This is a genomic window from Flavobacterium cheonanense (genome assembly GCF_039539185.1).
GTDB lineage: Bacteria > Bacteroidota > Bacteroidia > Flavobacteriales > Flavobacteriaceae > Flavobacterium > Flavobacterium cheonanense.
In genome coordinates, this window is the sequence record NZ_BAABCT010000001.1 from 428,785 (window position 1) to 454,639 (window position 25,855).

24 protein-coding genes are annotated in these 25,855 nt (G+C 30.0%); 12 read left to right on the forward strand and 12 right to left on the reverse strand.

Features of this window, described 5'->3' with window-relative positions; genetic code table 11:
• Positions 1 to 52 precede the first annotated feature (52 nt).
• Complete coding sequence (locus tag ABD766_RS02110) at positions 53 to 1,228, reverse strand: GlmU family protein (protein ID WP_344815157.1); 1,176 nt, start codon at positions 1,226 to 1,228, stop codon at positions 53 to 55.
• A gap of 163 nt (positions 1,229 to 1,391) precedes the next feature.
• Positions 1,392 to 1,643: a type B 50S ribosomal protein L31 gene (locus ABD766_RS02115; RefSeq protein WP_290831253.1), complete on the reverse strand. Its 252-nt coding sequence runs from the start codon at positions 1,641 to 1,643 to the stop codon at positions 1,392 to 1,394.
• A gap of 223 nt (positions 1,644 to 1,866) precedes the next feature.
• On the opposite strand from ABD766_RS02115, the gene ABD766_RS02120 reads away from it, so the two are divergent.
• From ABD766_RS02120 to ABD766_RS02145, 6 genes are all read left to right on the forward strand, one after another.
• Positions 1,867 to 2,409, forward strand: a complete 543-nt coding sequence (locus ABD766_RS02120; protein ID WP_344815158.1) for a DUF4199 domain-containing protein — start codon at positions 1,867 to 1,869, stop codon at positions 2,407 to 2,409.
• Between the two features lie 4 nt (positions 2,410 to 2,413).
• Complete coding sequence (locus ABD766_RS02125; protein ID WP_344815159.1) at positions 2,414 to 3,370, forward strand: glycosyltransferase family 2 protein; 957 nt, start codon at positions 2,414 to 2,416, stop codon at positions 3,368 to 3,370.
• Positions 3,371 to 3,407: 37 nt separating this feature from the next.
• Entirely contained in the window at positions 3,408 to 5,135 is a 1,728-nt protein-coding gene (locus tag ABD766_RS02130) for a phospho-sugar mutase (RefSeq protein WP_344815160.1), read from the forward strand.
• 2 nt (positions 5,136 to 5,137) lie between these two features.
• A complete protein-coding gene (locus ABD766_RS02135; RefSeq protein WP_344815161.1) occupies positions 5,138 to 6,985 on the forward strand; it encodes an ABC transporter ATP-binding protein in 1,848 nt (615 codons plus the stop codon).
• Positions 6,986 to 7,048: 63 nt separating this feature from the next.
• Positions 7,049 to 7,228 (forward strand): hypothetical protein, encoded by a 180-nt coding sequence (locus ABD766_RS02140; protein WP_344815162.1) that lies wholly within the window; start codon positions 7,049 to 7,051, stop codon positions 7,226 to 7,228.
• Positions 7,229 to 7,930 (forward strand): hypothetical protein, encoded by a 702-nt coding sequence (locus tag ABD766_RS02145; protein WP_344815163.1) that lies wholly within the window; start codon positions 7,229 to 7,231, stop codon positions 7,928 to 7,930.
• A gap of 179 nt (positions 7,931 to 8,109) precedes the next feature.
• Here ABD766_RS02145 and ABD766_RS02150 read toward each other — a convergent pair whose 3' ends face one another.
• From ABD766_RS02150 to ABD766_RS02165, 4 genes are read right to left on the reverse strand one after another with little or no spacing between them, the layout of a single operon-like run.
• Complete coding sequence (locus ABD766_RS02150) at positions 8,110 to 8,826, reverse strand: CREC-EF hand family protein (protein ID WP_344815164.1); 717 nt, start codon at positions 8,824 to 8,826, stop codon at positions 8,110 to 8,112.
• 21 nt (positions 8,827 to 8,847) lie between these two features.
• Positions 8,848 to 9,507 carry a hypothetical protein gene (locus ABD766_RS02155; protein ID WP_344815165.1) on the reverse strand — a complete coding sequence of 220 codons (660 nt, stop codon included), beginning with the start codon at positions 9,505 to 9,507 and terminating at the stop codon, positions 8,848 to 8,850.
• Positions 9,508 to 11,964, reverse strand: coding sequence for a TonB-dependent receptor (locus tag ABD766_RS02160; protein ID WP_344815389.1), 2,457 nt, complete (start codon positions 11,962 to 11,964; stop codon positions 9,508 to 9,510).
• A gap of 15 nt (positions 11,965 to 11,979) precedes the next feature.
• Positions 11,980 to 13,671, reverse strand: coding sequence for a M23 family metallopeptidase (locus ABD766_RS02165; RefSeq protein ID WP_344815166.1), 1,692 nt, complete (start codon positions 13,669 to 13,671; stop codon positions 11,980 to 11,982).
• 193 nt (positions 13,672 to 13,864) lie between these two features.
• Here ABD766_RS02165 and ABD766_RS02170 point away from each other — a divergent pair, with 193 nt between their 5' ends.
• The 3 genes from ABD766_RS02170 to rny all read left to right on the forward strand — a co-directional run bounded on the left by ABD766_RS02170 (position 13,865) and on the right by rny (position 16,243).
• On the forward strand, positions 13,865 to 14,155 hold the full coding sequence (locus ABD766_RS02170; protein WP_344815167.1) for a hypothetical protein: 291 nt from the start codon (positions 13,865 to 13,867) through the stop codon (positions 14,153 to 14,155).
• Positions 14,156 to 14,159: 4 nt separating this feature from the next.
• Positions 14,160 to 14,453, forward strand: coding sequence for a cell division protein ZapA (locus ABD766_RS02175; protein ID WP_298304145.1), 294 nt, complete (start codon positions 14,160 to 14,162; stop codon positions 14,451 to 14,453).
• A 227-nt stretch (positions 14,454 to 14,680) separates the two neighbouring features.
• On the forward strand, positions 14,681 to 16,243 hold the full coding sequence (gene rny, locus ABD766_RS02180) for a ribonuclease Y (protein WP_298304143.1): 1,563 nt from the start codon (positions 14,681 to 14,683) through the stop codon (positions 16,241 to 16,243).
• A 52-nt stretch (positions 16,244 to 16,295) separates the two neighbouring features.
• Here rny and ABD766_RS02185 read toward each other — a convergent pair whose 3' ends face one another.
• The 5 genes from ABD766_RS02185 to ABD766_RS02205 all read right to left on the reverse strand — a co-directional run bounded on the left by ABD766_RS02185 (position 16,296) and on the right by ABD766_RS02205 (position 21,209).
• Entirely contained in the window at positions 16,296 to 16,688 is a 393-nt protein-coding gene (locus ABD766_RS02185; protein ID WP_298304141.1) for a response regulator, read from the reverse strand.
• A complete protein-coding gene (locus ABD766_RS02190) occupies positions 16,675 to 18,198 on the reverse strand; it encodes a PAS domain-containing sensor histidine kinase (RefSeq protein WP_344815168.1) in 1,524 nt (507 codons plus the stop codon). The genes ABD766_RS02185 and ABD766_RS02190 overlap by 14 nt, the downstream gene beginning before the upstream one ends.
• 173 nt (positions 18,199 to 18,371) lie before the next feature.
• Complete coding sequence (locus ABD766_RS02195) at positions 18,372 to 19,478, reverse strand: sensor histidine kinase (protein WP_344815169.1); 1,107 nt, start codon at positions 19,476 to 19,478, stop codon at positions 18,372 to 18,374.
• A gap of 94 nt (positions 19,479 to 19,572) precedes the next feature.
• Positions 19,573 to 20,469: a site-specific tyrosine recombinase XerD gene (gene xerD / locus ABD766_RS02200; RefSeq protein WP_344815170.1), complete on the reverse strand. Its 897-nt coding sequence runs from the start codon at positions 20,467 to 20,469 to the stop codon at positions 19,573 to 19,575.
• 134 nt (positions 20,470 to 20,603) lie between these two features.
• Entirely contained in the window at positions 20,604 to 21,209 is a 606-nt protein-coding gene (locus ABD766_RS02205) for an OmpW family outer membrane protein (protein ID WP_344815171.1), read from the reverse strand.
• 189 nt (positions 21,210 to 21,398) lie between these two features.
• Between ABD766_RS02205 and ABD766_RS02210 the strand changes: the two genes are divergently transcribed.
• From ABD766_RS02210 to ABD766_RS02220, 3 genes are all read left to right on the forward strand, one after another.
• Complete coding sequence (locus ABD766_RS02210; RefSeq protein ID WP_344815172.1) at positions 21,399 to 21,959, forward strand: porin family protein; 561 nt, start codon at positions 21,399 to 21,401, stop codon at positions 21,957 to 21,959.
• Between the two features lie 72 nt (positions 21,960 to 22,031).
• Positions 22,032 to 22,445, forward strand: coding sequence for a type II 3-dehydroquinate dehydratase (locus tag ABD766_RS02215; RefSeq protein WP_344815173.1), 414 nt, complete (start codon positions 22,032 to 22,034; stop codon positions 22,443 to 22,445).
• Between the two features lie 91 nt (positions 22,446 to 22,536).
• A complete protein-coding gene (locus ABD766_RS02220) occupies positions 22,537 to 25,011 on the forward strand; it encodes a DUF5686 and carboxypeptidase regulatory-like domain-containing protein (protein WP_344815174.1) in 2,475 nt (824 codons plus the stop codon).
• A 70-nt stretch (positions 25,012 to 25,081) separates the two neighbouring features.
• Here the strand turns inward: ABD766_RS02220 and ABD766_RS02225 are convergent, their stop codons facing one another.
• Positions 25,082 to 25,849, reverse strand: coding sequence for a sulfite exporter TauE/SafE family protein (locus ABD766_RS02225; protein WP_344815175.1), 768 nt, complete (start codon positions 25,847 to 25,849; stop codon positions 25,082 to 25,084).
• Between the last annotated feature and the right edge of the window lie 6 nt (positions 25,850 to 25,855).

Genomic DNA, 25,855 nt, shown 5'->3' on the forward strand with positions numbered 1-25,855 from the left:
AAAAACACATAACATTAATGCTATGTGTTTTGATTTATGCTAGTTAAATAATTTACTCTTTTCTATATTTTTTAGTTTCTTCAAAAATGTGTTCCAATATTTTAGCATCTTCTTCTGTAAAATCTACGTGACGACGCGACATTACAATTTTAGCCGTTTGAAAAGCTTTTGAAGTTAAGTAAGTTGTAAAACCAGAAGCGCCACCCCAAGAAAAACTTGGAACAAAATTTCTTGGAAAACCACTTCCAAAAATATTAGAAGAAACTCCTACAACAGTTCCTGTGTTAAACATGGTGTTGATTCCGCATTTACTGTGATCACCCATCATTAGTCCGCAGAATTGTAATCCTGTTTTGGCAAAACCTTCTGTTTCATAACTCCACAAACGCACTTCTTCGTAGTTATTTTTAAGATTTGAATTATTACTATCAGCTCCAATATTGCACCATTCGCCTAGAACAGCATTTCCTAAAAAACCATCATGACCTTTATTTGAATATCCGAAAAGCACTGAATTATTAACCTCTCCTCCAATTCTTGAATGTGGTCCGACAGTAGTTGCTCCATAAACTTTGGTTGCCAATTTTACTTGTGCTTCTTCACACAATGCGAATGGTCCACGAATGACAGAACCTTCCATTATTTCGGAGTTTTTTCCTATATAAATTGGTCCTGTTGAAGCGTTTAATGTTACGAATTCAAGCTTTGCTCCTTCTTCAATAAAAATATTTTCTGGTGATAAAACATTAACATTTTTTGGTATTGGTAGCGATGTTCTACCTTCAGTGATTAAATCAAAATCTTCACGAATTGCGGCATCATTTTTAGCAAAAATATCCCATGTGTTTTCAACTGTTAGGCAATCTTCGTTAAATTCAATAATTTCGTAAGTATCAAAATCAATTTCTTCTTGAGTATCTTTAGTATAAAAGGCTATTACTGTATCACCTTTAAAAATTGCCTGATTTTTTTCTAAACTTTTAACCATTTCTGACAAAACATCATTGGGCAAAAAAGAAGCATTAATCATTACGTTATCTTCAAGCTCAACCATTGGATACTTTTCAGAAAGATATTCTTCAGTTAGAGTGGTTGTTGTATAACCTAAATATTTTTCCCACTTTTCACGAATAGTTAAAATTCCAATGCGAATTTCAGCAACTGGTCGTGTAAAAGTAAAAGGTAAAAGTGCGTTTCGAACGGTTCCGTCAAAAAGTATATAGTTCATTTTAATTTCAGATTTCAGATTTCAGATTTCAGATTTCAGTTTAATGGTTGAAAACAAAATTTAAAATCATTAGTAATGTTTTGTCAAAGTTACAAAAGTTTAGTTCATAAAAAAACCTCCCAAAAAATTGGAAGGTCTTAATAAAATTTGAACTACTAAAAAATTATTTTGTTTTTTTAGCATATTTGCTATTAAATTTATCAATACGTCCTGCAGTATCGATAAGTTTAGATTTACCTGTGTAAAATGGGTGAGATGTTCTAGAAATCTCCATTTTGTAAACTGGATATTCAACTCCTTCGTGAGTGATAGTTTCTTTAGTTTCAACTGTTGATTTAGTGATAAAAACATCTTCGTTTGACATGTCTTTAAAAGCAACTAATCTGTAATTTTCTGGGTGAATTCCTTGTTTCATTGTGTAAATCTTTTATTTGTTATGAAGTAGTTTGTTGTGAAGCTTTCATTATAAAAGGTATCAACTGGCTACAACTTTTAATTATTGTTTTTTATTTGAGAGTGCAAAAATACAACTATTTTTTAATTATCAAACCTTTAAAGCACTTTTTTTAATTGAATTATATATTCTACAATAATAATGGAATTACTATATTTGTGGATTAATTTTAAAGACAAAAAAAATGGATAATACTACTTCACCTGCTAAATCAGGGTTAATTTATGGATTCCTATTTGGAGCTATAATGATTCTAGAATTTGTAATTGGTTATGTTATGAATATCGACCCTCAAACAAACCCTACATATGGAACTATAATCAACGTCTTAAATTTTTTAATTCTTCCACTTCTTTTTATATATGTTGGCTGTAATAATTACAAAACAAACATAAATGGTGGTTTTGTTAGCTTTGGAGAATGTCTAAAAATAGGAGTTACCATATGCATAATAGCAGGATTAATATCTGGAATTTTCATGGTTGTATTCAATTTAATTATGCCTGATTATATGACCGAAATGTATGATAAAGTTGGTAAAATGATGGTAGAAAAAAATCCTGAAATGACATCAGAGCAAATAGAGATGAGTATTTCAATGATGAAAAAATTCTCACATCCAGCAATTTTACTTCCTGTTACAGTACTTATGTATGCTTTTATCGGACTTATTTACTCTCTTATAATTGGTGCCATAGTAAAAAAAGACCGTAATCAAAGTTTTTAATTTAATGAATCTATCCATAATTATCCCATTATTAAACGAGCAAGAATCGTTACCAGAGTTGCATTCATGGATTGTAAAAGTCATGAAAGAAAATAACTACACTTATGAAATTCTATTTATAGATGACGGAAGTACAGATGATTCTTGGCAAACTATTGAAAATTTATCAAAAGAAAATCCTTGTGTAAAAGGGATCAAGTTTTTAAGAAACTTTGGTAAATCTCAAGCACTTCATGCAGGTTTTGCAAAAGCTCAAGGTGATGTTATTATTACAATGGATGCAGACTTACAAGATAGTCCAGATGAAATTCCAGGATTATTCAAAATGGTGACAGAACAAAATTTTGATTTAGTTTCAGGTTGGAAAAAGAAACGTTACGACAATGCAGTAACCAAGAATTTACCTTCCAAATTATTCAACTGGGCAGCAAGAAAAACTTCTGGTGTTTATTTGAACGATTTTAATTGTGGATTGAAGGCATACAAAAATGTAGTTATCAAAAACATTGAAGTTTCTGGTGAAATGCACCGATATATCCCAGTTCTAGCTAAAAATGCTGGCTTTGGAAAAATTGGCGAAAAAGTAGTTATTCATCAAGCAAGAAAATATGGCGAATCTAAATTTGGAATGAGTCGTTTTGTTAATGGTTTTCTTGATTTAATTACGATTTGGTTTTTATCTCGCTACGGAAAACGTCCAATGCACTTGTTTGGAGCTGCTGGAGTTTTAATGTTTATTATTGGTTTTTTAGCAACTGGTTTCATCATTACTATAAAACTTATAAAACTTTACTCTGGATTTGATACCATTTTAGTTACCAGTAATCCATTATTTTATATTGCCTTAACTTCAATGATTATTGGAACTCAATTATTTTTAGCTGGATTTTTAGGTGAAATCATTCTTCGTACAAAAAACAATGAAGAACGTTATAAAATTGCCTCAGAAATAAATTTATAATAATACAAAGCGAAATTTCGCCTTTCAAAATAAGATTATGCACATAGAACAAACTATTTTAGACAAAGTAAACGAGTGGTTAACACCAACATTTGACAATCAAACGCAAGAAGATATCAAAGAAATGATGACAACTTCTCCTAGAGATTTAGAAGAAAGTTTTTTTAAAAATCTTGAATTTGGAACTGGTGGAATGCGAGGTATTATGGGTGTTGGAACCAATAGAATCAACAAATATACACTTGGGAAAAACACACAAGGTTTATCAAATTACATGATAAAATCATTTCCTGGAGAACAACTAAAAGTTGCTATCGCTTACGATTGTCGACATAATAGTGATACTTTGGCAAAAGTTGTTGCTGATGTCTTTTCGGCAAATGGAATTCACGTTTATCTTTTTTCTGATATGCGTCCAACTCCTGAATTGTCTTTTGCTTTAAAATATTTGAATTGCCATGCAGGAATCGTTCTTACGGCTTCTCACAATCCGCCAGAATATAATGGATACAAAGTATATTGGCAAGATGGTGGGCAGTTAGTTCCACCACAAGACAAAGAAATTATAGAGGTTATCGAAGCATTAAATTATAGCGAAATTAAATTTGAAGCTAACGAAAATCTTATTGAATACATTGATGTTGCTATTGATGAAGCTTTTGCAAAATCTACTGTTGAAAATGCAAGTTTCAATACACCAGCAGCAGCAAAAGAAAATTTAAAAATTGTTTACACTTCACTTCACGGAACTTCAATAAAAGCAATTCCGGGAGTTTTAGCAAAAGCTGGTTATACTGATGTGAATATTGTTGCAGAACAAGAGGTTCCCAACGGTGATTTTCCAACTGTGAAATCTCCAAATCCTGAAGAACCAGAAGCATTAACAATGGCATTGGAATTAGCAGATAAAATTGGTGGCGATATTGTAATTGGCACCGATCCAGATTCTGATAGATTGGGTGTTGCTGTTCGTGATACTGATGGTAAAATGATACTGTTAAATGGTAATCAAACTATGGTTATCATGACAGCTTTCTTGCTAGAACAATGGAAACGAGCTGGAAAAATTGACGGAAAACAATTTATTGGTTCAACTATTGTTTCAACTCCAATGATGTTAGAATTAGCATCTGGATACAATGTTGAATGCAAAGTTGGATTAACCGGTTTCAAATGGATTGCGAAATTTATAAAAGACTTCCCAGAACTAACGTTTATTGGTGGTGGAGAAGAAAGCTTCGGATTCATGGTTGGCGATGCTGTTCGTGATAAAGATGCTGTTGGCGCTTGTTTACTAGTTTGCGAAATTGCTGCGCAAGCCAAAGCTGCAGGAAGTACACTATATAAAGAGTTATTAAATTTATACGTTGATTTTGGTTTTTACAAAGAGCATTTGATTTCGTTAACTAAAAAAGGAATTTCTGGAATGCAAGAAATCAATCAAATGATGATTGATTTACGTGAGAATCCGATGAGTGAGATTAATGGTCAACGTGTGGTTTGTATTGAAGATTATGAAAATTCGACTTCAAAAAATATGTTTACTCAAGAGCTTGAATCGATTTCAATTCCAAAATCTAATGTACTAATCTATTATTTGGAAGATGGCTCTAAAATTTGTGCTCGTCCTAGTGGAACAGAACCAAAAATTAAGTTTTATTTTAGTGTTAATGCTCCTCTAGATGCTGTAGAAAATGCGAAAGAAATTGAATTAGAATTGGATAATAAAATTAAAAATATAATCGCAGAAATGCAGTTAAACTAGAAATGGACGAAAACATAAAAAAGATAATTCCATTTATAAAACCTTATAAATTTCACGTTATATGGAATGTGATTTATAATATTTTATATGCTTTGTTTAGCACATTATCATTTGTTGCTCTAATACCAATGATGGATGTTTTATTCAAAAATGAAAACAAAGTATTAGAAGAACCTATCTACACAACCATTTGGGATATTGGAACTTATGGAAAAAATTATTTATACTTTCAGATAAATACTTTGTCTAAGAATGATGGTCCTCAATTTGCATTAATACTAGTTGTTAGTTTAGTAATTATTACTTTTTTATTTAAAAACTTGTTCAACTATCTTGCTTCAAACCATTTAATGCATTTAAAAAATGGAGTTCTAAAAGATTTAAGAACCACAATGTACGATAAAATTATTGAACTACCTGTTTCTTATTATTCTGAAAAAAGAAGAGGAGATATAATGGCGCGAATGTTAGGCGACGTTAATGAGGTTCAAAATTCATTCTTCTCAATTTTAGAACTTATCGTAAAAGAGCCAATGACCATTATTTTTACGATTGTAACAATGTTTGCAATTAGTGTAAAACTGACGCTTTTTGTTTTCATATTTATTCCTATTTCAGGATTTATTATTTCAAAAATTGGAAAATCATTAAAAGCAAAATCAGAAAGAGCTCAATTTGAAGGTGGTTATTTAATTTCCATTGTTGAAGAAAGTTTATCTGGCTTAAAAGTTGTAAAAAGTTATAATGCAGAGCATAATTTCAAACAGAAGTTTAATAGTTCGGTTACTAGATTACTAAATCTATCCAACAGTATTGGAAGAAAAAACAATTTAGCATCACCTTTTAGTGAATTCATGGGAATTATTGTAATTGCTGTTTTACTTTGGTTTGGCGGAAATATGGTTTTGGTTGACAAACTTGCTAATGGAAAAGCCGTTTTAGAAGGTGCTCAATTCTTAGTATACATGGGATTGGCTTACAACATTCTTACTCCAGCAAAATCAATTTCTAAAGCAAGTTATTCGGTTAAAAGCGGTTTAGCTGCAGCTCAAAGAGTATTTGAAGTTTTAGAAGTTGAAAATACCATAACAGATAAACCAAATGCGATTAACAAAGAAACATTTGATAAAAATATCACTATAGAAAATATCAACTTTAGATATGAAGATGATAATATTTTAACCAATTTTTCATTAGAAGTTCCAAAAGGAAAAACTGTGGCTCTTGTAGGTCAATCTGGTAGTGGAAAAAGTACAATTGCAAATCTTCTTACTCGTTTTTATGACGTACAAGAAGGAAGTATCAACATCGATGGCATCAATCTAAAAGACATGACGATGAACTCTTTACGTCAGATGATAGGTTTGGTTACTCAAGATTCTATACTTTTTAATGATACCATAAAAAACAATATACTAATTGGCAAACCTAATGCAACCGATGACGAAATTATTGCTGCATTAAAAGTGGCAAATGCTTATGAATTTGTAAAAGATTTACCTAACGGTATTGAAACCAATATTGGTGATGCTGGTGGAAAACTTTCTGGTGGACAAAAACAACGACTTTCAATTGCGCGTGCGGTTTTAAAAAATCCACCAATTATGATTTTGGATGAAGCAACATCTGCATTGGATACCGAAAGTGAGAAATTTGTGCAAGTAGCTCTAGAAAACATGATGCAAAATAGAACTTCTATTGTTATTGCACACCGATTATCTACAATTCAAAAAGCTGATAAAATTGTGGTGATGCAAAAAGGTTTGATAGTTGAACAAGGCAATCACGAAGAATTATTGGCCAAAAACGGAATGTATTCTAAGTTAGTATTGATGCAAAGTTTTGAGTAAAAAGTTGGAGGATGGAGGATGGATGTTGGATGTTGGAATCTAAATAATTAACCCATTTAATTTATGAAAAGAGAATATTTTACTGGTTTATTTCTTATAATTTTTGTTTCAGTTATTATCACATTATCCTACACTATTGATGAACAATTAGTTGAAGAATATCTTCTAAAATATGTAGTGGTTTGGCTTATTCTCGCTATTTATGTTGGACAATATTCGATGAAATTTCCGAAACGTTTTTAAATGTATTTCAATAATCCAAATATCACACTTCCAGAAAATCCAGATACGATAGTTTGGAAGTATTTGGACTTGTCAAAATTTTTGGACTTGCTACTTTCTAGAAAACTCTTCATGTCGCGTTCGGATAAGTTTGAAGATCAATATGAAGGAACATTTTCTGAACCGACCTTTGAAGAAATTAAAAAATTGTCTGCCAATAATCCTGAGTTTCTTGATTACTATAAATCACACAGAGAAAAAGTTGTTATTAGCAGTTGGCATATCAATGAATATGAATCGTTTGCTATGTGGCAAATTTTCACACAAAATAGTGAAGGTTTGGCTATTCAATCTACTATTGGAAGACTCCAAAAGGCCTTAGAAGCTGAAAAGGATTTCAAGCAATACATTGGCGAAGTAAATTACATCGATTACAAAAAAGAATATATTCCTTTTGACGATATGTTTTTTCCATTTCTATTTAAACGTAAAAGTTTTCAGTATGAACGTGAAGTCAGAATTATCGCCGATTTATCTGAGCAAGAAATTAAAATCAATGATGGTTTAAAAATTGATGTTGATATTTCGCAACTTATAGAAAAAATCTACATTCATCCAAAATCTGAAAATTGGTATAAAAAATTGGTAATAGAATTAGTTGACAAACTTGGGTTTGACTTTGAAATTGAAAAATCAGATTTAGAAAGTGATATTCTAATTTAAAAAACTCTTACAATTCGGTAAGTTTTTTTGAAAAGCAATCTAAATATTAATTATTTTTACTGAAGCTAACCAATAAATTTATGTTATGATAAATCTAATTGTAAAAATCGTTGTTACTGCATTAAAGATAGTAGTTAGTTGTTTGTTCTAAATTTAATGATAAATTATTTTATTTACTATTAAATAGGATTATACTCCACCACCTTCAATTCTTTATCCATTAAATCTACGTATTGATAATGTACTTTATCGTCTTTATCAAACGCACCATTTTTATTGATGTCTTCTATCGTTCTGAAGTATAATCTGTTTTGTGAATCTATCACATTCCAATCTATAAACTCTTGAAATTCAACAGAAAGTTTTTTAAAGTTACTTCCATCGATTGCACTTATATATAAATCTTTGATGTCGTTACTATCTAGTTTTCCGTCTTTATTAGAATCCATATCTTCTAGAACATAAACTAAAAATTGCTTTTTTGTTTTATCAGCAATCGATTTCAAATAAGTTACTCGCTCTATTAAAACAGGTTTGTCGGTTAAAACTTTCAATGAATCAGAACCAATTTGTTGGAACTTAAAATTGCTTAAATAACCTGTAATTTCGTATTCATTAGAATTAGAAACCACAAAACTTTCTCTTTCTGAACTCGAATATTTTGTTTTGGACCTTCCGCTAGCAACGGTAAACTCACCAATTGGAAATAACAAAACCGAAGTTCCTTCCATTTGAATTGGTAAATCAGCTACTAATATTTTAGAAGTATCAATCTTTGGTTCTGAACGCTCTTTAGAAGTATTTTCGTAAATTACTTTAGGCTTTTCAGTTTCTTCTTTACAACTAACTAAAAGTATGATTAATGCAAGGACACTATATTTTGAGAAATTTTTCATTTGAACAATATTTAATCTTTATCAAAGATATGATTTTTGATTGTATTTTCTATTTCTATTGAACTTTAGTAGTACAAAAATATTTAGAATTATAATTCCTATAAAGGCAAATAGAACTATTTTGTATTGCTTTAAATTTTTAATTAAAAGTAGCCAATTTGCTTTTGTTTTTTGTTCAGCAAAAAAATCTTTATTTGCTTCATAATAAAAACACTTTTCATAATTCATACTTTTTTTGTAACTTTTCTTTATCTTTCTGTTTCCCAATACATATAAATCGTTATCAAGTTGATAATAAGTATCTGTTTTTTCGATTGCTTGAATATCCAATACTCTTATAAAAACTTCATAATTCATTTGTTTTCCAAAATGAACTTTAATTCCATTTATTGAATCGTTGGATTGGTGCAATTTTCTTATAGCCAATTGAAAACTATCTAACTTATTTTGCTCCTTTTCTATTGAAGAATTAAATACATAAGTACTATTATTTCTTAAAATAAGTTTTGGTTTTTCTTTGATTATTTTTTTGGAATACTCTTCATCTAAGCCATAATTAAAAGATCTATATTCTTTCATATAACCATTAAAAAAAATGAACCAAAAACAAAGTAATGGCAAAACCACCAAAGAAATCATTCCAGGAACATAAAAAATCTTTCTATGTTTCTTGAAACTCATTTACAATCTTGCAGTCAACTTCACATTAAAAACTCTCGTGGTCATATAATTTGGGATTCCGTATTGATTTTTGGTGTAGGCATCACGAACCCAAGTATTTGTAATAGCATTTTGATTATTAAACAAATTAAATGCTTCAAATCCTAATGATAATTCTTTAAACTTTTTCAACCAATGTCCGTCTGGTTTTAGCTCATTTTTTTCGGTAAACGAATAGAAAAATCCAACGTCGGCTCTACGATAATCTCTCAAACGACTTTGATATTGATACACATCAGCATAAGATGGCGAACCACCAGGAAGTCCTGTATTGTAAACCAAATTCATATACAATTTCACGTTAGGAATGTTTGGCATATAATCTTGAAATAAAATACCAAATTTTAAACGTTGATCTGTAGGACGAGCGATATTTCCTCTATTGTCTTGATTTTCTTCTGTCTTTAAATATCCGAAAGTAAACCATGATTCAGTTCCTGGAACAAACTCACCATTTAATCTACAATCAAATCCGTAAGCATAAGCCGTTGCATCATTATTAGCTCTGTATCGAATTCTCACATTCTCCAAAGTATAAGTGTTTACATCATTCATAGTTTTATAAAATGCTTCTGAAACCAATTTGAATTTACGATTCCACATTTTAAAATTATAATCATTTCCTACTACAAAATGAATTGATTGTTGTGCTTTAACGTCTGATTGAACGGCTCCATTTAGGTCACGCAATTCTCTGTAAAATGGCGGTTGATAGTAAAATCCTGTTGAGAGTCGAAAAATCATATCCCTTTCCCAATCGGGTTTGAGTGAAATTTGAGCTCTCGGACTAAAAACGGTTTGACTTGAAGACGTAATATTATCACCAGAAACCATCCAATTGTGTGCTCTAACACCAGCGTTTAAAAACAATTGACTGTTTCCAAGTGTAGTTTTTGTATTCCACTGTGCGAAAGCAGAAATTCTATCAATATTTACAAAATTTAGCGCTCTTACATTCTGAAAAGGTACTAACGGACCAACATAAGGATTGTAAGGTTGATCATTAGGAATATCTATAATTGGTGGATTAATTGAGAATCCTGCCGAATCGATAACTTCCCATTCTACTATTCTATCGCGAATACTTTCGTGCGTATATTTTACGCCCCAATCTATTTGAAATCTCTTTTTTACATTGTGACTTCCTTTTACTTCTGCATTAATTATCAATGCATCTAAATCATTTCTGGCATGATTCAATTGAGACCCAACTGCACGATTGAAAGTTACATCACCAAAAGTTTCTGAACCAATATTACTATCAACTTCTCCTAAAAAATAAGCAGCGTCTATATCAAAATATTCTTGCTCTTGTGTGTGATAGGAAGATGCAATAAACTTATAAGTATTATCTTCATTTGATTTGAATGTAGACTTAATAGCGCCAAAAAAGGTTTGAAATTGAGTATCTTCTTGTCCTTCATAAAAAACTTGTAGTGCAATAGGTTCACTCAAAGTACCAAAATTGGTTTGACGTGTTAAAGGCTGGAAGCTGTATTTATTTTGAGCAATATTTCCTAAAAAACTCCATTGCCATTTTGCAGAAGCATCATAGTTAACAACAGTTTGTACATCGGCAAAAGTTGGTCTGAAATTACTTTCTGTTTCTTGACTGTTAACCAAAAGCGAATTATCTCTATAACGAATACCTGTCATGGCACTCCATTTTTTATTTTTAGAAACGCCTTCTGCAGAAATACTTCCACCAAGAAAACTTGCTTCTAGTGAAGCTCCAAATTTTGTAGGTTTTCTGTAAGTAATATCTAAAACAGAAGACATTTTGTCTCCAAATTTGGCTTGAAATCCACCAGCAGAAAATTCTATATTTTGAATTAAATCAGTGTTAGTAAAACTCAATCCTTCTTGCTGACCAGAGCGCACCAAAAACGGACGATAAATTTCGACTTCATTTACATAAACCAAGTTTTCATCATAATTTCCACCTCTCACAGAGTAAGCAGCACTCAATTCAGTATTTGAAGTTACACCTTGTAATGTTTTAATCACACTTTCAATTCCACCAGACAAACTTGGATTTTTTCTAATAACTTCTGGTTCAATACTTATAATCCCTGATGCTCTACCTCTATTGTTTTTAATAATAACTTCGTCCAATTGAGCGTTTTTAGAACTCATTACAGGATTATATTCAACAATATCATTATTTTTTAATTGAAATGTTGCTGTAATATTTTTTAAAGAAACATGTGTATAAACCAAAACTACTTTTTGATTCGCCGGAATGGTGATTACATAAAAACCTGTTTTATTAGTAACAACAGATTGGCTTTGATAACTAACATTAACTCCTTCAACAGGATTGTTGTTTTCATCTAAAACTATTCCTGTAACTTTCGCTGTTTGCCCCAAAGATGCAATGGTAAATAGAAAAAAAACTAGGTATATAAATTTATTTATTGCTTTCAAAAGATATTATTTTTTTTGACTTCTGTTAAACTGAGTTTCAAAGATAGTAGAATTTCCAACATTATCTGTAACAACTACTTTCAATTTATTGGCCCCTTCTTGTAACAAATCATCATTAAAAACGTGAGTCAAGCGCTTTAATTTTGATTCATATTCAAATAAAACCCATTTATCGTTAATGTAGCCATTGTAGGTTTTAACGCCAGACAAATCATCAGAAATCGTTACGTTAATGCTTTTTTGATTTGTAATCCATTTACCTTCAATGCTTTTTGCCATACTAATTTTTGGAGCAGTTATGTCTTTTGCTAATGTGAATTGTCCCAAATTTCTTGTTTTACAAGTAAACGTATTACCTACTAGTTTTGTTGTGATGTATCCTAATTTAGTTCCGTTTACTGATGCAATAAACATTTTTTTCTTTTCTTCTTCTGAAGATTTGGTGTCTTCAACAGAAATTGTAAAGTTGGTATGTGCAGGAACGGAATCATCATGAAGGAAAAGCGTGTTATTTCTTACATCAAAATTTAGATAGAAATCTTCATAAAATGTTCCTGCTGGAAAATAAACAGAAAAATTATCCTTTTCAAAGTTGGATTCAACTTTAGATTTTACCAAATACTTTGTGACTTTATTCTCTTCATTAATAAGAGCTGGCTTTGCTGAATATTTTACCGGAATTGAAATAACCGTTTTGTTTTTAAAGAAATCAGACACTTCAATACGTTGAATTTCTAAAGTATTTGGTACAATATTTAATATCCCATTTTCATAATTTTGATAAATATTACTCCAAGGAAATGGATTTTTCATAAAAAGCTTTTGTACTCTTTGACGCATTTTCTTATATCTAGCATAGTCGATAAAAGCATTAATATATTTTGCTTCATCAAAGACCATAGTATCAAATTCATATCCAAAAATCACTTTCCCATTAGATATCAATTCCGTTTTGTAAACACCATTTGCGTTGTATGAGACATTATCATTGTCTGTTGCGCTAATTCCAAATCCAATTTTACCACTTGCAAAAACTTGTTGCGACAAATAGGTTCCATCAGATTGAAGAGACAAATTAAGAAGAACTGGTCTTTTAGATTCATTTACCACTGCTGAATTATCTAAAGGATAAACCATGAGACTTGAAACAATTGGATTTTTTGTGTCTTGAGTTTGTATTCCAAAAAACAACGGATTTATAATTTTCTCTGTTTTGTTATCTCTGAACTCAAAATGCAAATGTGGCCCTTCTGAACCGCCAGTATTTCCGGATAGTGCAATGATGTCGCCTTTCTTTACTACAAGTTCGCCAGGTTTAAAAAAAGCTTCAATTTCATAACTTTTTTCAGCATATTGCAATGCAATAATCTTATCTTGAATAGTTCCGACAGCTTTTTGTAAATGTCCGTAAACAGAAGTATAACCATTTGGATGTGTTATATAAATTGCTTTGCCATATCCAGCAGTTGAAACTTTGATTCTAGAGATATAACCATCAGCAACGGCATAAACATTTAAACCCTCTTTCTGATTGGTTTTAAAATCAAATCCTGTATGAAAGTGATTTGGACGTAATTCTCCAAAATTTCCAGAAAATTGCAATGGAATATCTAAAGGTGATCTGAAGTAATCTTTTGGATACTCATTTTGGGCAAATGAAAAAATCGAAAACAAGAAAATAAGTGGGAAATATTTCATTATAAATGGTTTTTTGCTAAAGTATAAAAAACTTTATAATTACAAAAAAAATACCACAAACAGATTTATAACTAACTATTTTACAAAATATTAGAAGTGAATAAAAAAATATATTTAATTTTTAACGAAAAATATTGCTTTAATAGATTAGGAATTATAAATTTGTAAGATTAAGTAATGAATTGTGTCATAGATGAGTGAAATTGCAGAAATAATTGATACTCTTGAGAATAAAATTCAAAAAATGTTTAAAAAGATAAACGATTTAGAAGAAAAAAATCAAGCGTTGCAACGAGAAATAAAGATTTCTGTACAATCAAATCAAAATCAAACTTTGGCGTATGAGTCGTTAAAAAAAGAATTTGAATCATTAAAAATGACTAATTCGTTACTAGGCAGTGAAGATTATAAAAGAGATACGAAGCTTAAAATAAATTCATTAATTCGCGAAATTGATTATTGTATAGCGCAACTTGCTGATTAAAATTATGGATGAAAAGCTTAAAATTAAAATATCAATTGCAGACAGAGTTTATCCGTTAACGGTAAGTATGCAGCAAGAAGAAGCCATGAGAAGTGCTTCTAAAAAGATAGATTTAATGATAAAGCAATTTGAAGAGAATTATGCTGTAAGAGATAAGCAAGATGTTTTAGCTATGTGTGCATTACAATTTGCATCACAGTTGGAACAGAAAAAAGTGGATAATGCTATTGATGGAAAAGAATCAATGGAACGATTAACAAACATAAATAGCCTTTTAGACGACTATCTTAATAAATAAATAAGTTACAAGAAAAAACGTTCTTTTAAATAAACTAAAAATACTGCCTACATTAGTTCATTTTTGGTAAACTCAACACTAACAAATTAAAATGAGTAAATCGTCGCTACTATAGTAAGCCCATTAAGTTGGGAAACTTGAACAGCGAGTTAACTCAAAACTTGTCCTTACGAGTTTATACAAGCAATTAATGTAGGTTTTTTTATATATAAATTTTTTACACAACCATGGACATAGTATCTATAATTATCGGCGTAGTCGTTGGAATAGCTGGAGGTTTTGCAATAGCAAAAATGCTCGAAAAAAGCAATGTTTCTAACCTTATAAAAAACGCAAAAAAAGAAGCATCTTCTATTTTGAAAGATGCCAACCAAGAAGCAGAAAACATCAAGAAAGACAAATTATTACAAGCTAAAGAGAAATTTCTTGAATTAAAATCGGAACATGAAAAGGAAATTTTATCGAAAGATAAAAAAATGGCTGAAGTTGAAAAGAGAATTCGTGATAAAGAATCACAAGTTTCAAGTGAATTAGCCAAAGCTAAGAAAGTGAACGACGATTATGAAGCCAAAACTCTTGAATACAACTCTAAAATTGAAATGCTTGATAAAAAGTATCAAGAAGTAGAGAAAATGCACAAAAGTCAAGTAGAACAATTGGAAGTAATTTCAGGACTTTCAGCTGAAGATGCTAAAGAACAATTAGTAGAAAGCTTGAAAGCTGAAGCTAAAACTAAGGCAATGGCGCACATTCAAGAAACTATTGAAGAAGCCAAACTTACTGCTGCTCAAGAAGCTAAAAAAGTAATCATCAACACAATTCAACGTGTAGGAACAGAAGAAGCAGTAGAAAATTGTGTATCTGTTTTCAACATTGAATCTGATGATGTAAAAGGAAGAATTATTGGTCGTGAAGGTAGAAACATTAGAGCTTTAGAAGCTGCAACTGGTGTAGAAATTATTGTTGATGATACTCCAGAAGCAATCATCCTTTCTTGTTTTGACCCTGTGAGAAGAGAAATTGCACGTTTATCTTTACACAAACTTGTTACTGACGGACGTATTCACCCAGCTAGAATTGAAGAGGTTGTTGCTAAAACAACTAAACAAATTGATGATGAAATCATTGAAGTTGGAAAACGTACCGTTATTGATTTAGGAATTCATGGATTACATCCAGAATTGATTAAGATTGTTGGTAGAATGAAATACCGTTCTTCTTATGGTCAAAATTTATTACAACACTCGAGAGAAGTTGCCAAACTATGTGGTATCATGGCAGCAGAATTAGGATTGAATGTAAAATTAGCTAAACGTGCTGGTTTACTTCACGATATTGGTAAAGTGCCAGATGCAGAAAGTGATTTACCGCACGCATTACTTGGAATGCAGTGGGCTGAAAAATTTGGCGAAAAAGAAGAAGTATGCAACGCAATTGGAGCACACCACGACGAAATTGAAATGAAATATTTAATTTCACCTATCATTCAAGTTTGTGATGCTATTTCTGGAGCAAGACCTGGTGCTAGAAGACAAGTATTAGATTCTTACATACAACGTTTAAAAGACTTAGAAGAAATTGCTTTTGGATTTAATGGTGTAAAAAATGCTTACGCTATTCAAGCCGGACGTGAACTACGTGTTATTGTAGAAAGTGAAAAAGTTAGTGATGATATGGCGTCGAATCTATCATTTGAAATATCACAAAAAATTCAAACAGAAATGACTTATCCTGGTCAAGTGAAAATTACTGTAATTAGAGAAACTCGCGCAGTTAATATTGCTAAATAAGGTAAGTTAATAAACATAAAACATAAAAAAGGTATCCGTTTGGATACCTTTTTTATGCGAATATTGTTTCAAAATCTTCTTGAGTCATAGGTTTGTAATAGTACTTTTTAACCTCATCTTGATATTCTTTCGATTTATTTAAATCTGTTACATCATTGGATGAACTCACCAAATAAACTGTGATTTCCTTTGTAAGCTTTTGCTTTATTTTTTTAAACTCTTCTAAAAACTGCCATCCGTCGTAAACTGGCATATTAATATCTAATAGAATTAAATCTGGAATATTATCTGTTTCTACTTTATCTTTTAATTCATCAATAGCTTCTAGACCATTGAAAAAATATTTTGTATCAACATTAATATTGCATTTAGAAAATAACTTTTTTATAATAAAATGATAAACCATATCATCATCTACAACAAAAATAGTATTAAATTTCTTCATTAAAATTTATTTTAAAAGTGGTTCCAACATTTACTTTACTTTCAACCTCTATACTTCCTCCCATCGATTCGATTTGATTTTTTGTAATAAACAAACCAATTCCTCTTGCATTAGCATTTTTGTGAAATGTTTTATACATTCCAAACAACTTTTCGCCGTGCTTTTCTAAGTTTATACCCAAACCATTATCTTCAATAACCAAAACTAATTTTCCGTTTTCTACTGAAGATGAATAACTTATTTCAGGATGACGCTCAGGATGTGAGTATTTTATAGCATTGGTTGTAAAGTTTAAAAATAAACTTTCTAAATATGCTGGATTAAACTTTATAGTATCTTTTTCACCAATCTTATTAACAATTTTTACCTTATTATCTTTTATCTCTTTGCTTAAAACTTCAAGTGTTTGGTTTAAAAAAGCATTAAGATTCAAATCTTCCTTTTTATGAATTATAGCATTGTGAATATCAACCAATTCTTTTAAATGGTCAATAGTTTCAGAAAGTGCATTGGATGTAGTTTTTAAATAAGTCAAACACTCATCCTTACTTTCTTTATCATTAGATTCATCTAAAATATTTAAAAGCATTTTAAAATTTCCTGTGTGCGATCTTAAATTATGTGAGACTATATGTGCAAAATTCAATAATCTATTATTTTGCTCTATAATAATATCTAAATGATCCAACAATTCATTTTCTTTTTCTTTGTTATGTGTTACATCACTATGAGTTCCAATTATTCTAACTGGATTACCATTTTCATCTCTTTCAATAATTTTACCTCTACTTAAAACCCATTTGTAGGAACCATCTTTTGCTAAAACTCTTTTGGTATTTTCAAAATATGGTGTCTTTCTATCTTTATGAGATTGAATACTATCTAAATAATCTTTTAAATCATTTGGATGGATACGTTCATCCCATTTAGAATTGGTATTAATATCATCAAACTCATCAAGATAAAGTATGTCTAACGATTCTTTTGAGAAAAACACATTTCCTGTAGTAAGATTATAATCCCAAATCCCTTTTTTGGAGGCTTCAAGAGCAAACTGATATCTTGTTTCTGATTCTTGAACTTTAATTTCTCGCTCTTTAATATCAGTAATATCTGTTAAAGTGCTAAAAAATATAGTATTTTTATCAATATCTGAAGTAACATTGGCATCTACTTTAAACCATGAAATCTTTTTATTTTTGGTAATGATACGAAATTCACAACGCCAAGGCTCAAGATTTTGTTTAGAATAATTTAGTGATGTAAAAAATGCATCTCTATCTTCTGGATGAACCTTATTACTAATAACATCAATAGGATTGGATTTCAATTCGAATTTATTCAATTCAAAATAAGACAAAATATTCTTATTAAGATAGGTAATATTAAATTCATCGTTTGGAGAAATAGTTAACTGAAATATTAAATCTGGTATTTGATTTAACATTTGTTCGAAAAAGTTAACTTTTTCAACAAGAAAAAAATCATTAATAATTGAATTTGTTTTCATAATGTTCTAGTAGGTTTGGGACCAATATATCTTTAAAATTGCTAAAAAAACTTTAAAAACTTAAAACAAATATAAAATTAACATCGATTAAATGCGTGTTTTATACGTTAAAATACACTTTTAGATGCAATTTTAAGTATTTTAACAAGAATTATATTACTTTTAAAACTTGATTAACTTTTGAAATAAACTTTAAAAACAGAACCTTTATCAACAGTACTTTCAACCTCAATTTTACCTCCCAAAGCTTCTATTTGATTTTTGGTAATATGTAGCCCAATACCATTTGAATCTTTATTAGAATGAAATGTTTTAAACAAACCAAAGAGATGATCTCCATAACGCTCTAAGTCAATTCCGACACCGTTATCTTCAATCTTTAATACTTTATAACCATCGACTGAATAAACAGAATATGTTATCTTTGGTTCTCTATCTGGCGAAGAATATCTTATTGCATTTGAAGTTAAATTAAGTAGAATACTTTCTAAATATGCAGGATTAAAAAATACAGTTTCATCTATAGAAACCAAGTTAACAATATTTACTTTTGAATGATGAACATCTTCCATAAGAATATTAAAAACTTTTTTTAAATACACATTAAGATTCAGTTGTTCTTTATTTATATTTTGATTGTTTTGAACTTTTATTAGGTCTGAAAGATTATCAATAGTACTTGACAACTCATTAGAAACAGTTTTTATATATGATAAAAACTCATTCTGTTCAAACATTTTATTTTCATTGAGTTTTATTAAAGTACCTAAATTTCCAGCATGATTTTTTAAATTATGTGAAACTATATATGCAAAATTGAGTAATTTATTTTTTTGATTATTTATTAAAACTATAGTTTCTTCTAGATTTTGCTCTCGCTCCTTCTGTGAAGAAATATCGGTATGAGTTCCAACAATTCTGAGTGGTTTACCTTCATCATCTCTTAATACCACTTTACCCCTATCAAGAATCCATTTATATTTACCATTACATAATACTCGATGACAAGTTTCGTAGTATGGAATTTCATTTTCAAAATGCTTTTTAATATTTCCGAAATAAAGATCCCTATCATCAGGGTGTACTTTTTCATCCCATTCTTCTGGAGTAGAAATAGCAAAACTAAAATCATCCATCTCAAGAATTTTTAAAGATTCTTGTGAATAATATACTTGATTAGTAACCAAATCCCAATCCCATATTCCAATTCCTGAAGCTGAAACTGCAAACTGATTTCTAATTTCGTTAATCGTTTGATCGTCAATATAAAGTGTTTTCAAAATTGTATTTTTTTACAATACAAAGGAAAATATTAAAATCTCTGAAAGTAAAAATTAAGCGTAGAAAGATTTCTACAAGAAAGAAAATTAACAATTATTTCCTTGGGTGAAAGGAGTTCATAATTTGAGTTAAATGCTTTCTATCTAGATGGACATAAATCTCTGTAGTAGTTATTGATTCATGACCAAGCATAAGCTGAATGGCACGCAAATCGGCACCATTTTCGAGTAAATGAGTTGCAAATGAGTGTCTAAAAGTATGTGGGCTTATGGATTTATTAAGATTAATTTTGACGGCTAAATCTTTAATAATCGTAAAAACCATAGCTCTTGTAAGTTGTCTTCCTCTTCTGTTGAGAAACAAAGTATCTTCATGACCTTTGTTTATAATAAGGTGATTTCTTACAAGGTCTTTGTAAAGTAAAATAAACTTTTGTGTAACAGCACTAATTGGAACAAATCGTTGTTTATTTCCCTTTCCTGTTATTTTAATGAAACCTTCGTCAAAAAATAAATCAGAAATTTTAAGATTAACTAATTCGGAAACACGCAATCCACAACCATATAGTGTTTCAAGCATTGCTCTGTTTCTTTCACCTTCTGGTTTAGATAAATCAATTGCTTCTATAAGTGCGTCAATGTCTTGAATAGATAAAGTATCAGGAAGTTTTCTACCTAATCTTGGAGCTTCAATTAACTCCATTGGATTGTCAGAGCGATAATCTTCAAATATTAAATAGGAAAAGAAACTCTTTAAACCAGAAATTATTCTTGCTTGAGAACGAGCATTAACTTCTTTTGAAATTGTATAAATAAATTGTTGGATGGTTTCTTCAGAGATTTTTACTGGAGAAACTTCTATTCCATTTTGTTCTAAAAAAAGACAAAGTCGCTCTATATCAAAAGTATAATTATCAATAGTATTTTTTGACAATCCCCTTTCAATTTTAAGATACGACTGATAGCTTTTAATAAAAGTAGTCCAATTCATTATTCAAATATATTGGAAAAATTCTGAAATTGGAAAGACTCAGAAATAAACTGAAATAAATTCAGTTCAAGAGTTCAGTGTAAAAAAAAACCTCACCGAAGTGAGGTTTTCTATAATATAATCTAAAATTTAGATTAGAATTTGTAGTTAACTCCGAAAGAGATAGCTCTCATGTTTGCTCCTAAACCAAAAGAAGTTTCGTTTTCTGCACCAGAAACGTCAACTTTTTCTGACGCAAAGTTTAACGCAGCAAAATTAGCTTCGATTGACCAGTTTTCAGCTACGAAGTAGTTTAAACCTAAGTCTAAAGTTACATCAAAACCATTAGTTTTAACTTCTGGAGTAGATAAATTGTTAGTTTTAGAATTGTAATCAAATCCTAAACCTGTAAATAAAGAAAATTTAGAAGCTGGAGTAAAGTAATATCTTCCTTGTAATCCAAAAGTTACAGTTGACATATCTTTTGTGTCAACATTTGCAGTCTCAGCTTTATCAGAAGAAAAACCAACTTTAGCACCTAAAGAGATATTCTCAGTTAAAAAATAATTAACTTGTGGAGCAAGTTCGAAAAAGTTAGTTTTTGATTCTGGAGCATTGTTGTCTTTTGTACTGTTAAAAGAAAAAGCACCTGTTACAAATACATCACCTTTAGAAAATCCTTCAGAAGATTCTTTTTTGTCTTGAGCGTTAGCAAATCCGAAAGCGAATACTGCAGCTACTGTTAAAATAATTTTTTTCATGTTTTATTTTGTTTAAAATTAATAGGACAAAGTTAAACCTATTCTCTTTTTAATCATTTATATTAACATTTAGAGTTATCAACAGAGTTATTAACAATTTCAACAACAAAAGGTTTTGACACACAATAACTTATAAACAATTTCGTTAATAACTAAAAACACGTCTCATTTTAAAACCCTACTTTTTTTATGCAAAAACTCAAAAAAAACGTCGTATTAGTAGTAATCTTACTACTTTTTGGCTCAAAAAGTATCGCCCAAGAAACCTCTTTTGCAAGACTTGGACTTAAAGCAGGAATAAACTATGCTAATTATACTGGCACAGATGTAAATACCGATGCTATTACTAATTTTCACGCAGGATTACTTGTTGAATTAAAGATTTTTAAGAATTTCTCTCTTCAACCAGAACTACTTTACTCTACTCAAGGCGCAAGTCTAAAGAATCTTAATGAGGAAATCAAAAATGAATTGGGTTATATTTCAATTCCTGTTTTGGCTAAATTTTATCTTACAGACCATTTAAGTATGGAACTTGGTCCGCAAGCATCCTTTTTATTAAGCGAGAGAAATGAAGTTAAAGCTGGAGATTCAAATACCTTTGATTTTGCTGTTGCAGGTGGTCTTGGTTATAAATTTGGAAAACATTTCTTCGTTCAAGGAAGATATGGATTAGGATTAACAGAACCTAAACGCGATGCTGATGTAAAGAATAGTGTAGTTCAAGCATCACTGGGTTACCTTTTCTAAAAATATCATAAACTTTTCTAAAACCGCTTATTTATATGAGCGGTTTTTTTACTTTTACATAAACCTATTCATATGAAGATTATCATTATCAACGGCCCAAATTTAAATCTCTTAGGAAAAAGAGAACCCGAAGTTTATGGAAATGAAACTTTTGAAGCGTATTTCAATCAATTAAAATCTAAATATCCTTCTATTGATTTAAGTTATTATCAAAGTAACATAGAAGGTGAATTAATTTCAAAAATTCAAGAGGTTGGTTTTTCTTTTGATGGCATAATTTTGAATGCAGCAGCTTACACACATACTTCAATAGGAATTGGCGATGCTGTAAAAGCAATAACTTCACCAACAATTGAAGTTCATATTTCTAATACCTTTTCGAGAGAAACTTTCAGACATCAGTCTTTTATCTCACCAAATGCAAAAGGTGTTATTATAGGTTTTGGTTTGAAGAGTTACGAATTGGCTTTGCAGTCGTTTTTATAAAAAATCCAAGTTACATTTATAAAACCAATATAAAATAGAACTGATACAACCTTTTCATATTAATAATCGTCTATAAAAAAACACCATACAAATGAAAAAAATTACCTCTATCCTATTATTGTTATTTTCAATCTTAAGCTTTTCTCAAATTAAAGGAACTGTTACTGATTCTAATGGTAAACCTATGTCTTTTGTAAATATATATGTAAAGGACACTTACATTAGCACAACATCAAACGAGCAAGGTAAATATGAATTGAATCTAAAATTGGAAGGTACTTATGTTATACTATATCAATACCTTGGTTATAAAACTGAAAAAAAAGTAGTTGAAACTAGAAAAACTTCACAAACAGTAGATGTCACTTTAGTAGAGGAAGAAATTAAACTTAATGAAGTAGTCATTAATCCAAATGTAAATCCTGCTATTGAGATAATTAAAAATGCTATTGCAAATCGCAAGGAAAACTCAAAACTAACTGAGAAATACAATGCTGATTTCTATTCGAGAGGAATTTTTAGAGTAAAGAATCTGCCTAAAACTATATTGGGACAAAAATTAGATTTCTTTGATGAAGTAATAGATTCAACTAGAAGTGGAATTTTATATTTATCTGAAACCGTTTCGAAAATTACTTTTCAAAAACCAGACAAATTAAAAGAGACTATCATTGCATCAAAAGTAAGCGGAAATGATAATGGATTTAGTTTCAATAATGCAGCACAAGCCAACTTTGACTTCTATGAAAATTATTTAGATTTTGATGTAAAAGTAATTTCTCCAATTGCAGATAATGCTTTTAATTACTACAAATATAAATTTGAAGGTTCCTTTGCTGATGAAAACAATAAAGTAATTAATAAAATTAAGGTTACACCCAAAAGGACATCCGAACCAGCTATGGAAGGATACCTATATATAGTAGACGAATCGTATGCCATTTATGCTGTAGATTTATCTATAACTGGTAGTCAAATGCAAAATCCTGCATTGAATAAATTAACTTTAAAACAAAATTATAGTTTCAATACAAAAACTAAAATCTGGACAAAAAACACACAAACAATCGACTTTGAAGCCGGAATGTTAGGCATAAACATAAACGGAACGTTTACTCATGTTTTTTCAAATTTTGAATTCCCAGAGAAATTTGAAAAGAAAACCTTTACAGCTGAAGTGCTGAAATTTGAGGAAAACGCCAATAAAAAAGAAGATGCTTTTTGGGAAACTATCAGACCAGTTCCATTAACTGTTGAAGAAAGTACCGATTATACTAAAAAAGACATTCTTCAAACTAAAAAGAAATCTGAAAAATATCTAGATTCAATTGATGGAAAAAGAAACAAATTTAAATTTACCGATATCATTTTTGGATACAGCTATTCTAATTCCTTTAAAAAATGGTCTTTAAATTATGATGGCCCTTTACTTTCAACAACGTTTAACACAGTTCAAGGATGGAAAACTCAAGTTGGATTTTCATTCAATAAAAGAGATGAAGAAAAAAGAAGTTTTACAAGAATAGCTACAAAATTAGATTATGGTTTTTCAGAAAATCAATTGCGTGCTACAGGAATGTTTTATCATAAGTTTAATAACACCAACGATACTTACATAAATATATCTGGAGGAAGTGCTGTAAATCAATTCAATTCGAGCAACCCAATTTCTAATAATGTTAATTCAATTAGTAGTCTATTTTTCAAAAATAACTTCATGAAATTGTATGAAAAGAATTTTGTTTCAGCCAATTTTGGACGTGAAGTAGTTAATGGATTAAACTTAAATGTAGGTTTAGAATATTCTGAAAGAAAACCATTGTGGAACACTAGTGATCAAAGTTCTGTTAAATCATCCGATATTTATACTTCAAACAATCCGTTGGCGCCATTTGATTTTGTAACACCAGCTTTTGAAAAATACAATTTAGTAAAAGCCAATATTAATACTAGAATTAAGTTCGGACAAAAATATTGGACTAGACCTGATGGAAAGTTTAACATTGGAAATGAAAAGTCACCAACATTGTATTTTGGTTACGAAAAAGGATTTTCAGCTTCAGAGAAAAAATATGAATATGATTTCCTTAGTGGAAGAATTACACACGATTTATCTGTTGGAAATAAAGGTAACATGAAATTAAATTTAAAAGCAGGAAAATTTTTTAATGCAGAAAATATTGCTTTTGTTGATTACAAACACTTTAATGGAAATCAAACACACATATCTGGTGGTGATGGTTATACGAATGTTTTTAATAACTTACCGTATTATACAGCAAGTACAAATGATAGCTATTTAGAATTCCATGCAGAACACAATGACAAAGGATATATTATGAATAAAATTCCATTGTTAAATAAATTTGGTTCACAGTTGGTATTAGGATTTCATAACTTATCAGTTCCTGACAGAAAACCTTATCAAGAATTTACTATTGGTTTAGATAATTTAGGTTTCGGAAAATTCAGAATGTTTCGCGTAGATTACGTTCGTTCGTATCAAAATGGTTATCAAGGTGATGCAGTTATTTTTGGCCTAAAATTTTTGAATATAGTAGAGTAAAAACTTATTAAATTTATAATACGAAATTCCAAATTCCAAACTTATCGATGAAGTATTGGAATTTGGAATTTTATTTTACAAAAACATCATATCCAAATCTAATCAGTGTTCCAATTACTACAATTAAAAAGAAGATTCTTATAAATCCATTTCCTTTTTTGATTGCCAATTTTGCTCCAATAAAACCACCAAGTGCATTACAAACCGCCATCGGAATTGCAATTGCCCATATAATTTTACCTTTTAATACGAAAAGACAAATCGAACCAAAATTGGTTGCCAAATTCACCATTTTAGCATTGGCAGAAGCGTGAAGAAAATCGAAACCAAGAATGGCTACAAATCCAAGAACTAAAAAACTCCCTGTTCCCGGACCAATGAATCCATCGTAGAAACCAATTACGATACTCATCAATATTCCATAAAAAAGTAAATCACTTTCTGATAAATTCTTTGCTTGATGGCTACCAAAATTCTTTTTCATGAAAGTGTAAATCGCTATCAAAATCAAAACAACGAAAAGCAATGGTTTCATAAAATCACTACTAACATAAGTCAAAAGTGTTGAACCCAAAAATGCCGAAATAAATGCTACAATTGCCATGATTATTAGCAATTTCCAATTCATAGTTACTTTTTTCAAATATTGTCTTGCTGCGAACGAAGTTCCGCTAAACGCAGGAATTTTCAACGAACCAATAATAGAAGAAACAGCAACATTGGGCAATAAAATCAGAGCCACTGGAGTTTGAATCAATCCGCCACCGCCAACAATAGCATCGACAAATCCTGCGAAGAAAGAGGCTATGCAAAGAAGTATGATTATATAGGTTTCCATAGTTGT

Coding starts and splice junctions, on each gene's coding strand:
- ABD766_RS02140 (WP_344815162.1), top strand. CDS start 7,049: ATGAAAAGAGAATATTTTACTGGTTTATTTCTTATAATTTTTGTTTCA.
- ABD766_RS02145 (WP_344815163.1), top strand. CDS start 7,229: ATGTATTTCAATAATCCAAATATCACACTTCCAGAAAATCCAGATACG.
- ABD766_RS02175 (WP_298304145.1), top strand. CDS start 14,160: ATGGATGAAAAGCTTAAAATTAAAATATCAATTGCAGACAGAGTTTAT.
- ABD766_RS02130 (WP_344815160.1), top strand. CDS start 3,408: ATGCACATAGAACAAACTATTTTAGACAAAGTAAACGAGTGGTTAACA.
- rny (WP_298304143.1), top strand. CDS start 14,681: ATGGACATAGTATCTATAATTATCGGCGTAGTCGTTGGAATAGCTGGA.
- ABD766_RS02225 (WP_344815175.1), bottom strand. CDS start 25,849: ATGGAAACCTATATAATCATACTTCTTTGCATAGCCTCTTTCTTCGCA.
- ABD766_RS02190 (WP_344815168.1), bottom strand. CDS start 18,198: ATGAAAACAAATTCAATTATTAATGATTTTTTTCTTGTTGAAAAAGTT.
- ABD766_RS02170 (WP_344815167.1), top strand. CDS start 13,865: ATGAGTGAAATTGCAGAAATAATTGATACTCTTGAGAATAAAATTCAA.
- xerD (WP_344815170.1), bottom strand. CDS start 20,469: ATGAATTGGACTACTTTTATTAAAAGCTATCAGTCGTATCTTAAAATT.
- ABD766_RS02155 (WP_344815165.1), bottom strand. CDS start 9,507: ATGAGTTTCAAGAAACATAGAAAGATTTTTTATGTTCCTGGAATGATT.
- ABD766_RS02125 (WP_344815159.1), top strand. CDS start 2,414: ATGAATCTATCCATAATTATCCCATTATTAAACGAGCAAGAATCGTTA.
- ABD766_RS02215 (WP_344815173.1), top strand. CDS start 22,032: ATGAAGATTATCATTATCAACGGCCCAAATTTAAATCTCTTAGGAAAA.
- ABD766_RS02120 (WP_344815158.1), top strand. CDS start 1,867: ATGGATAATACTACTTCACCTGCTAAATCAGGGTTAATTTATGGATTC.
- ABD766_RS02185 (WP_298304141.1), bottom strand. CDS start 16,688: ATGAAGAAATTTAATACTATTTTTGTTGTAGATGATGATATGGTTTAT.
- ABD766_RS02110 (WP_344815157.1), bottom strand. CDS start 1,228: ATGAACTATATACTTTTTGACGGAACCGTTCGAAACGCACTTTTACCT.
- ABD766_RS02150 (WP_344815164.1), bottom strand. CDS start 8,826: ATGAAAAATTTCTCAAAATATAGTGTCCTTGCATTAATCATACTTTTA.
- ABD766_RS02220 (WP_344815174.1), top strand. CDS start 22,537: ATGAAAAAAATTACCTCTATCCTATTATTGTTATTTTCAATCTTAAGC.
- ABD766_RS02135 (WP_344815161.1), top strand. CDS start 5,138: ATGGACGAAAACATAAAAAAGATAATTCCATTTATAAAACCTTATAAA.
- ABD766_RS02210 (WP_344815172.1), top strand. CDS start 21,399: ATGCAAAAACTCAAAAAAAACGTCGTATTAGTAGTAATCTTACTACTT.
- ABD766_RS02205 (WP_344815171.1), bottom strand. CDS start 21,209: ATGAAAAAAATTATTTTAACAGTAGCTGCAGTATTCGCTTTCGGATTT.
- ABD766_RS02165 (WP_344815166.1), bottom strand. CDS start 13,671: ATGAAATATTTCCCACTTATTTTCTTGTTTTCGATTTTTTCATTTGCC.
- ABD766_RS02115 (WP_290831253.1), bottom strand. CDS start 1,643: ATGAAACAAGGAATTCACCCAGAAAATTACAGATTAGTTGCTTTTAAA.